General features: G+C 53.5%; 7 protein-coding genes. 2 read left to right on the forward strand and 5 right to left on the reverse strand.

Translation table 11 applies throughout. The features are described 5' to 3' along the window. Positions 1-10: 10 nt before the first annotated feature. The 4 genes from ACPUC7_RS20660 to yceD are packed head-to-tail and all read right to left on the reverse strand — an operon-like array spanning position 11 to position 2738. Positions 11-964, reverse strand: a complete 954-nt coding sequence (locus ACPUC7_RS20660; RefSeq protein WP_494924299.1) for a beta-ketoacyl-ACP synthase III — start codon at positions 962-964, stop codon at positions 11-13. After that, the gene (gene plsX / locus ACPUC7_RS20665) at positions 965-2005 is read right to left on the reverse strand and encodes a phosphate acyltransferase PlsX (RefSeq protein WP_494924300.1); all 1041 of its coding nucleotides are present in this window, start codon (positions 2003-2005) and stop codon (positions 965-967) included. Positions 2006-2031: 26 nt separating this feature from the next. Next, the gene (rpmF, locus tag ACPUC7_RS20670) at positions 2032-2202 is read right to left on the reverse strand and encodes a 50S ribosomal protein L32 (RefSeq protein ID WP_007885783.1); all 171 of its coding nucleotides are present in this window, start codon (positions 2200-2202) and stop codon (positions 2032-2034) included. Between the two features lie 14 nt (positions 2203-2216). Continuing rightward, a complete protein-coding gene (gene yceD / locus ACPUC7_RS20675) occupies positions 2217-2738 on the reverse strand; it encodes a 23S rRNA accumulation protein YceD (protein WP_494924301.1) in 522 nt (173 codons plus the stop codon). A 143-nt stretch (positions 2739-2881) separates the two neighbouring features. On the opposite strand from yceD, the gene ACPUC7_RS20680 reads away from it, so the two are divergent. Further along, positions 2882-3463 (forward strand): Maf family protein, encoded by a 582-nt coding sequence (locus ACPUC7_RS20680; protein ID WP_494924309.1) that lies wholly within the window; start codon positions 2882-2884, stop codon positions 3461-3463. Between the two features lie 11 nt (positions 3464-3474). Here ACPUC7_RS20680 and rluC read toward each other — a convergent pair whose 3' ends face one another. After that, positions 3475-4431 (reverse strand): 23S rRNA pseudouridine(955/2504/2580) synthase RluC, encoded by a 957-nt coding sequence (rluC, locus tag ACPUC7_RS20685; protein WP_494924302.1) that lies wholly within the window; start codon positions 4429-4431, stop codon positions 3475-3477. Between the two features lie 572 nt (positions 4432-5003). On the opposite strand from rluC, the gene rne reads away from it, so the two are divergent. Continuing rightward, positions 5004-8288: a ribonuclease E gene (gene rne, locus ACPUC7_RS20690; RefSeq protein ID WP_494924303.1), complete on the forward strand. Its 3285-nt coding sequence runs from the start codon at positions 5004-5006 to the stop codon at positions 8286-8288. Positions 8289-8528: the final 240 nt, after the last annotated feature.

Below are 8528 nucleotides of genomic sequence, written 5' to 3' on the forward strand. Positions count from 1 at the left end.
TTCCTGTCTATCAAAAGCGAACCAGCGCGGAACCCCAGGTGAAACCACCACCAAAGGCTTCCAGCAGAATCAGTTGTCCTGGCTTGATACGACCATCGCGCACCGCTTCGTCGAGCGCGCTTGGCACCGATGCGGCTGAGGTGTTGCCATGACGATCAAGCGTGACCACCACTTTATCCATGCCCATCCCCAGCTTTTTCGCGGTTGCGCTAATAATGCGCAGATTTGCCTGGTGCGGCACCAGCCAATCAAGCTGTTCACGGTCAAGGTTATTGGCTTGCAGGGTTTCATCAACAATATGGGCCAGTTCAGTCACGGCCACTTTGAAGACTTCATTACCCGCCATGGTCAGATAAGCTGGCTCATCCTGATGCGCACGATCCTGATAAGGCAGCGTTAACAGTTTACTGTAACGGCCATCAGCGTGCAGATGCGTAGAAAGGATGCCCGGTTCTTCACTTTGGCTGAGAACCACCGCACCTGCTCCATCACCAAACAGAATAATAGTGCCGCGATCTTCAGGATCGAGCGTACGGGCCAGCACATCCGCGCCGATCACCAGCGCATGCTTAACCGCACCATTTTTGATGTATTGATCGGCCACGCTGAGTGCATAGGTAAAACCTGCACAAGCAGCAGCCAAATCGAAGGCAGCGCAATCATTGATTTCCAGCATTTGCTGGATCATGCACGCTGAACTTGGGAAGGCGTGGCTGGAGGACGTGGTCGCCACAATGATCAGCCCAACGTCATTGGCATCAACACCTGCCATTTCTAACGCACGTTGTGCTGCGGTGAAGCCCATAGTCGCAACGGTTTCATCCGGTGCGGCAATGCGACGCTCACGAATACCGGTACGTGTGACAATCCACTCGTCCGAAGTCTCCACCATTTTTTCCAGATCCGCATTGGAGCGAATCTGCTCAGGCAAATAGCTGCCCGTACCGATAATTTTGGTAAACATCTACGCTTTGTCACTCCTGGCTAATACAGTGTCAAGGCGCGCTGCAATCCTCTCTGGGACTTGCCGCCGCACCGTCTGCTCTGCCTGCTCTATCGCCACGGCAAACGCACGTTGATTCGCCGCACCGTGGCTTTTGATCACTGTTCCGCGCAATCCTAACAGACAAGCGCCATTGTACTGGTCGGGGTTGAGGTGGCCGAAACGTTTAGCCAGACGCTTTTGAATAAAGCGTCCCAGCAATTTAAGCCACCAAGCCCGTTTTTTTCCTTCCCCTGATGATTTCAGCAGAGAAAGAAACATTCTTACCACGCCTTCCATGGTTTTCAACGTGACGTTACCCACGAAGCCATCACAGACCAGCACATCCGTTTTGCCGGTGAGGAGATCATTCCCCTCAAGATAACCAATATAGTTGATTTGCGGCGACGCTCGCAGCACCGCAGATGCGGTACGGATAGTTTCCAACCCTTTGGTCTCTTCCTGACCAATATTTAGCAGCGCCACACGCGGCTGGGCGATTTCCAGTACTTCCTCGGCCATCACTGCGCCCATAATCGCAAACTGCACCAGCATGTCGCTGTCGGAATCCACGTTAGCACCGAGATCCAGTACCACCGTTTTGCCGTGCTGTTGATGCGGCAACACCGTCATCAGCGCCGGACGTTCTATGCCTTCCAGCGGCTTAAGCAACAGTTTCGACAAGCCCATCAATGCGCCGGTATTGCCCGCACTGACACAGCCTTGCGCTTTGCCTTCTTTTACCAACTCTAACGCCACGCGCATCGAACTGCCGCGGCTGTTACGAATCGCCTGGGAAGGTTTGGCATCACTTGCAATAACCGATTCGGCAGGAATAACCTGCACACGCCTCTGTAACGAGGAATCCGCTTTGGCAAGAAATGACGAGATGATGTCGGGATCGCCGACCAGAAGAAGAACCAGCTCCGAATGAGAGGCCAGTGCCTGCAAGGATGCAGGCACTGTCACGCAGGGACCGAAGTCCCCGCCCATGGCATCAACTGCCAGGGTCAAACGTGTCAAGGTATCGCCTTGCGTAACCGCAAGGATTACTTGGTGATAACCTTGCGACCGCGGTAGTAACCATCCGCAGTGATATGGTGACGCAGATGAGTTTCGCCAGAAACTTTATCTACTGACAGAGCAGCAGTGGTCAGAGCATCGTGTGAACGACGCATACCACGCTTAGAACGGGTTGGTTTATTCTGTTGTACGGCCATGGACCTTACTCCTATTACTTACGCTTTAAACTGGCTAATACGGCAAAGGGATTTGGTTTTTCTGCCTCTTCAGGCAATTTGCCAAATACCATGTCCGCGTCGGACACTTCACAGTGTTCAGAATCATGCACCGGAACCACGGGCAGCGCGAGGATGAGTTCATCTTCGATCACTGCCAGCAAGTCGATCTCACCAAAATCATTGACATCAACTGGCTCGTAGGCTTCCGGTAGTGCCTCGGCCTGATCATCCGAAGAGACAGGACTGAAGCAATAGCTTACGTGGATATGATGGGGAAACGATTGGTTGCAGCGCTGACATGACAAAGTCACCTGCGCTTCCGCTGTTCCTTGCAGAACGGCGAGACGCTGGTTGTCAACCGCAAACGACATATCGCATTCAACATCACTGTCCACACTCACGACCGTTTCGGCCAAGCGCGCCACCAATTCAGGTGCATAAACGCCGTGATAATCAAGGCGTTTTTGCGCGGCGCGGACCGGATCGAGCGTCAGGGGTAATTTTACCTTTTGCATAGGGCGCGCATATTAACTTTGTAACGTCATAGAGTCAAAGAAAAAGGCCGGTTTACGGCATCTTTCACCCGTTAGTCGCATCCAGTGCGGCGCATAGTTTAAAATGACTGTCATCTTTACGCTATCTATTCTGAAAAAAAATGATGACACCTTTGGTTTTAGCTTCTACCTCCCCTTTTCGTCAGGCGCTATTAGGTAAATTGGGTCTACCTTTTATTACTGCCGCGCCTGATTGCGATGAAACGCCACAATCGAACGAATCCGCGCCCGAGTTGGTGCAGCGTCTGGCCGTCGCCAAAGCGCAGGCACTGGCGGCACAGTATCCGGAACATTGGATCATTGGCTCCGATCAAGTCTGCGTATTAGAGGGCAAGATCACCGGCAAACCGCATACGGTAGAAAAAGCCTGCCAGCAATTGGCAGCGGCGAGCGGCAATGTGATCACCTTTTATACCGGTCTGGCGTTGATCCGCCCTCAAAGCGGCCAACAGTACGTTATTTGCGAACCCTTTAACGTGCACTTCCGCCGCTTAAGCGCTGAAGAGATTCGTGGCTATGTCGAGAAAGAACAGCCGCTTCAATGTGCAGGGAGCTTTAAAAGTGAAGGACTCGGGATTTGTTTATTTGAACGGCTGGAAGGTCGCGATCCCAACACCTTAATTGGCTTACCGCTGATGGCGTTAGATGAGATGTTAAGAAAAGTGGGCATCAACGCATTGTATTGATGCCCGGATAATCAGTCTTTTTTCTGGCGCAGTTTAGCGAGGCAATTTTTCAGCGCGCTATCCAGCGGTGCTTCCATCCGTAATACTTCGCCAGTGTTCGGATGGGTGAAGGTCAACGCGGCAGCATGCAAGAACAGGCGCGACAAACCGGTTGAACTGAGCTGCGCATCAAAATCACGGTCGCCGTAACGATCGTCGAAAGCGATCGGATGACCGCCGTGCAGCGTGTGCACACGAATCTGGTGTGTACGTCCAGTCACCGGGCTGGCTTTAACTAAGGTGGCAAAACCAAAACGCTCTTCGACCTTAAAGCGCGTTTCAGAAGGTTTGCCTTCCGCGCTGACACGCACCACGCGCTCGCCGCTTTGCAGAATATTCTTCAGTAGCGGCGCCTGCACCACTTTCAGGTGCGATGGCCAATCACCGCGCACCAGCGCCAGGTAATCTTTCTGCATCCCCTTCTCGCGCAGCTGCTCATGCAGCGAACGCAGTGCCGAACGCTTTTTCGCCACCAGCAGAATGCCCGAAGTGTCGCGGTCAAGACGATGCACCAACTCAAGGAAACGCGCTTCTGGACGTAATGCGCGCAGTCCTTCGATCACGCCAAAACTCAAACCGCTACCGCCGTGCACCGCGGTGCCCGAAGGTTTGTTCATCACCATCAGATAATCATCTTCATACAGAATCGCGTTGGTCAATGCCGCGACTTTATCCAGCTTCGGTGAAACAGCCTGCTCTTCACGTTCCGCTACGCGCACCGGCGGAATGCGAATTTCATCGCCATCTTCCAGTTTGTATTCCGGCTTAACGCGTTTTTTGTTCACCCGCACTTCACCTTTACGCAAAATGCGATAAATCATGCTTTTCGGCACACCTTTGAGTTGGGTGCGCAAAAAGTTATCAATTCGTTGTCCGGCATTTTCAGCCGTGATGGCGACAAAATGTACGCCGGGATTCTCTGTTTTCATGGCGGCGATTCTAATTAGTGTGCCTTGATAGCGCCACCCCTTTTTCTGTGCTTAACTCTCTCTTTGTCGCGTCATGAAACGGTCAAAATGGTGACATTTTCAGCGGTGCGATGATTAGCCCTGCAAATGAACAGGTTATGGATGAATAAACTTCGCAGCTTGGCAAAAGTCGCCTTGCTATATGTTGGTTAGCAATGGAATAATGCGGGGGTTTCTGTCCTGGAAAGATTCAGGCAGGAAAAAGAGCGAAATAAGTCATTTTGCCGGATTGAACGGACACGCAGCAATGGCGTAAGACGTAATGTTAAATCAGGCACTTAGCGGGCTGCGGGTTGCGGCCTGGACGACAGACTAGGATGTGTGGATTTCTGAATACTCTGTAACTATTCCACCTTCAGGCGCTGGATTTCCTTATGAAAAACAGGCCACCGACAAGATTTGCGCCCCTTTAGCCGCCGACAACCGTGAGGTTGACGTCAGTGCATTAAGACACGGGGCCATCGGTTGATTCTCGTCCAGGGTAACGATGCCCGCAGCTACATCACTCATGTGAGAATAACGAGTAAGTCACGATGAAAAGAATGTTAATTAACGCAACTCAGCAGGAGGAGTTGCGCGTTGCCCTGGTTGATGGACAACGTCTGTACGATCTGGATATTGAAAGTCCTGGACACGAACAGAAAAAAGCCAACATCTACAAAGGTAAAATCACCCGCGTTGAACCTAGCCTTGAAGCTGCATTTGTTGATTACGGTGCAGAGCGTCACGGTTTCCTCCCTCTGAAAGAAATTTCCCGCGAATACTTCCCCGCCAATTACAACGCACATGGTCGTCCGAATATCAAAGATGTGCTGCGTGAAGGTCAGGAAGTTATCGTTCAAATTGATAAAGAGGAGCGCGGTAATAAGGGTGCAGCACTGACCACCTTTATTTCACTGGCCGGTAGCTATTTAGTTTTGATGCCAAACAACCCACGTGCGGGCGGTATTTCGCGCCGTATCGAGGGTGACGACCGTACCGAATTGAAAGAAGCTCTGTCCGCGCTGGAACTGCCAGATGGCATGGGTTTAATCGTTCGTACCGCCGGTGTTGGCAAGTCCGCTGAATCATTGCAGTGGGATCTCAGCTTCCGTTTGAAGCATTGGGAAGCCATCAAGAAAGCCGCCGACAGCCGTCCAGCACCGTTCCTGATCCATCAGGAAAGCAACGTCATCGTACGTGCCTTCCGCGACTATCTGCGTCAGGATATTGGTGAAATCCTCATCGATAACCCGAAAGTACTGGAACTGGCACGTCAGCATATCGCTGCCTTGGGTCGTCCGGACTTCAGCAGCAAAATCAAACTGTACACCGGTGAAATCCCGCTGTTCAGCCACTATCAAATCGAATCGCAGATTGAATCCGCCTTCCAGCGCGAAGTGCGTCTGCCATCAGGCGGCTCGATTGTTATTGATAGCACCGAAGCACTGACCGCAATCGACATCAACTCCGCGCGTGCTACCCGCGGCGGCGATATCGAAGAAACCGCGTATAACACTAACCTCGAAGCCGCTGATGAAATTGCTCGCCAATTGCGTCTGCGTGACTTGGGCGGCCTGATTGTTATCGACTTCATTGATATGACGCCAGTGCGCCATCAGCGCGCGGTGGAAAACCGACTGCGTGAAGCGGTGCGTCAGGACCGTGCGCGTATTCAAATCAGCCACATCTCGCGTTTCGGCCTGCTGGAGATGTCACGTCAGCGCCTGAGTCCTTCTTTGGGTGAATCCAGCCATCACGTCTGCCCACGCTGTAGCGGCACCGGCACCATTCGTGATAACGAATCGCTGTCACTGTCGATTCTGCGTCTGATTGAAGAAGAAGCGTTGAAAGACAACACCAAAGAAGTGCATGCGATTGTGCCTGTTCAGGTCGCGTCTTACCTGCTGAACGAAAAACGTGATGCAGTCAGCGCCATCGAGAAACGTCAAGGCGGCGTGCGTGCCATCATCGTGCCAAACGATCAGATGGAAACGCCACATTACTCCGTGCTGCGTGTTCGCAATGGCGAAGAAACGCAAACGCTGAGCTATCACCTGCCGAAGCTGCATGAAGCGGAAATGGCGCTGCCTTCTGAAGAGGAGCACGCTGAGCGCCGTCGTCCGGAGCAGCCTGCCCTGGCCGCCTTCGCGATGCCAGATGCGCCACCTGCCCCGGTTGAAATGGTTAAAGAAAGTCAGCCTGTTGCGGAAACGAAGACCAAACCTGCGGTTGCAGCGCCAGCTGTTGCCAGCACTGGTTTCGTCGCGCGTTTGCTGGGCGGTTTGAAGAAGTTGTTTGCGGGCGATACCCCGGCGCCAGCGCCAGTGGAAACCCAGCCAGAAGCGCCAGCCGCTACTGAGTCTGAAAATACTCAGCAACGTGGTGAGCGCCGCAACAACAATAATCGTCGCAACAACCGCCGTGAACGTACACCGCGCAACGGTGAAAATGCACAACGCGAAGGCCGTGAACCTCGCGAGCCGCGTGAAGCGCGTGAGCCTCGTGAAGCACGCGAACCGCGTGACAATCAGGATAATCGTCGCAACAAGCGTAACAATGAACCGCGTGAACCACGTCCAGTTCTGAGTGATGAAGCGCTTGAGCAGCGTGATGAGCAGCAGCAACAACGTCGCGAGCAGCGTGCCGATCGTCAGCGTCGCCGTCAGGAAGAAAAGCGTGCTCAACAGCAGGATCAGAAAGCGGTTGAAACCGCCGTTCAACCTGCCGTTGCTGATGAAAACGTGGCGCAGGAAGAAGAACGCGTACAGGTGATGCCACGCCGTAAACAGCGTCAGCTTTCGCAGCGTGTGCGTGTTGGTGAGGCCGCAGAAGTGGTCGCCGAAGCGCCAGCGCCGGTGATGCATGAACCTGCCGTTGAAACCGCGCCGCGCGCACAGTTCCACGAGCAACCTGAAGCCGTCAATGATGAGCAGGATGACAACGAAAACCGTGATAACGCCAATATGCCGCGTCGTTCACGTCGTTCGCCACGTCATCTGCGCGTGAGCGGTCAGCGCCGTCGCCGTTATCGTGATGAGCGTTACCCAACGCAGTCTGCGATGCCGCTGGAATCTGCTGCTGCCTCACCAGAAATGGCGTCAGGCAAAGTGTGGATCACTTACCCAGTCGCGCAAACGCACGAGCAGCTCTCTACGCCAGATGCAATGCATGAAGTCACCGATTACGGCTACCAACAAGTTGATGCTGCTGAAGCACAACCGGCTGTTGTTGAGCCAATCGCTGTTGAATCCGTGGTTGAAGAAGCTTCTGCACAGGAAGTGGTTCATCAGGCTGAACCGGTAGCACACGTTGATGTGCCTGTGGTGAACACCGATGATGTCACGCCAATTGCTGCACCTGTCAACGAAGAGCCTGCGGTCATCCCAGCGGCTGACGAGCAGGTTGCTCAAGAAACTGCGGCACAAGCTGAACCGGTTGCAGAAGTCGCAGAAGCGCAACCTGAAGTGACCGAAGTTCCTGAAGTTGTCGCTGAAGTTGTTGAACAGGCCCCGGCGGATGTGACGCCAGAAGTTGAAGCGCAAGTGGAAGAAGTGCTGGCTGCGCCAGTTGCTGCTGAAGCGGAAGTTGCCGCTGTGACGGAACCTCATGCGCCGGTTGCGGCTCGTGACACAGCAGTCACCACTGTGGCAACGCGTTTCAAACATCACGCTACCGCACCGATGACCAAAGCACCGGCACCGGCGTGGGAACCTGAACCGGTTCGTCACAGCGATTGGGTTCGCCCAGCGTTTGACTTCGAAGGTCGTGGTTCTGCGGGTGGTCACAGCGCAACGCATCAAGCTACTGCACCGGCAACCCGTCCGGAAAGCGCGTAAGCTTAGATTCACTGCTTAATATCAAACCCCGGCCAGTCCGGGGTTTTTTATTGCCTGCGATTCAGATTGCTATTGGTCACCATAAATGGCGACCCTACAACGACAGAGCGCGGGTTTTCGTAGGGTCGCCATTTAGGTACAAACCGGCCACATGGGTAACACTTTAGACCGGGCACATGGGTAACAGTTATAAACGGCATAGCAGAGGAGACTCACTATGCCCTGGACTGAGAAAGTATC

The organism is Pantoea sp. CFCC18179, assembly GCF_059412405.1.

What these genes read in the sequence shown, in the direction of transcription:
- rluC (WP_494924302.1), bottom strand. Translation starts at nt 4,431, where the DNA reads ATGAAAACAGAGAATCCCGGCGTACATTTTGTCGCCATCACGGCTGAA.
- rne (WP_494924303.1), top strand. Translation starts at nt 5,004, where the DNA reads ATGAAAAGAATGTTAATTAACGCAACTCAGCAGGAGGAGTTGCGCGTT.
- ACPUC7_RS20680 (WP_494924309.1), top strand. Translation starts at nt 2,882, where the DNA reads ATGACACCTTTGGTTTTAGCTTCTACCTCCCCTTTTCGTCAGGCGCTA.
- rpmF (WP_007885783.1), bottom strand. Translation starts at nt 2,202, where the DNA reads ATGGCCGTACAACAGAATAAACCAACCCGTTCTAAGCGTGGTATGCGT.
- yceD (WP_494924301.1), bottom strand. Translation starts at nt 2,738, where the DNA reads ATGCAAAAGGTAAAATTACCCCTGACGCTCGATCCGGTCCGCGCCGCG.
- ACPUC7_RS20660 (WP_494924299.1), bottom strand. Translation starts at nt 964, where the DNA reads ATGTTTACCAAAATTATCGGTACGGGCAGCTATTTGCCTGAGCAGATT.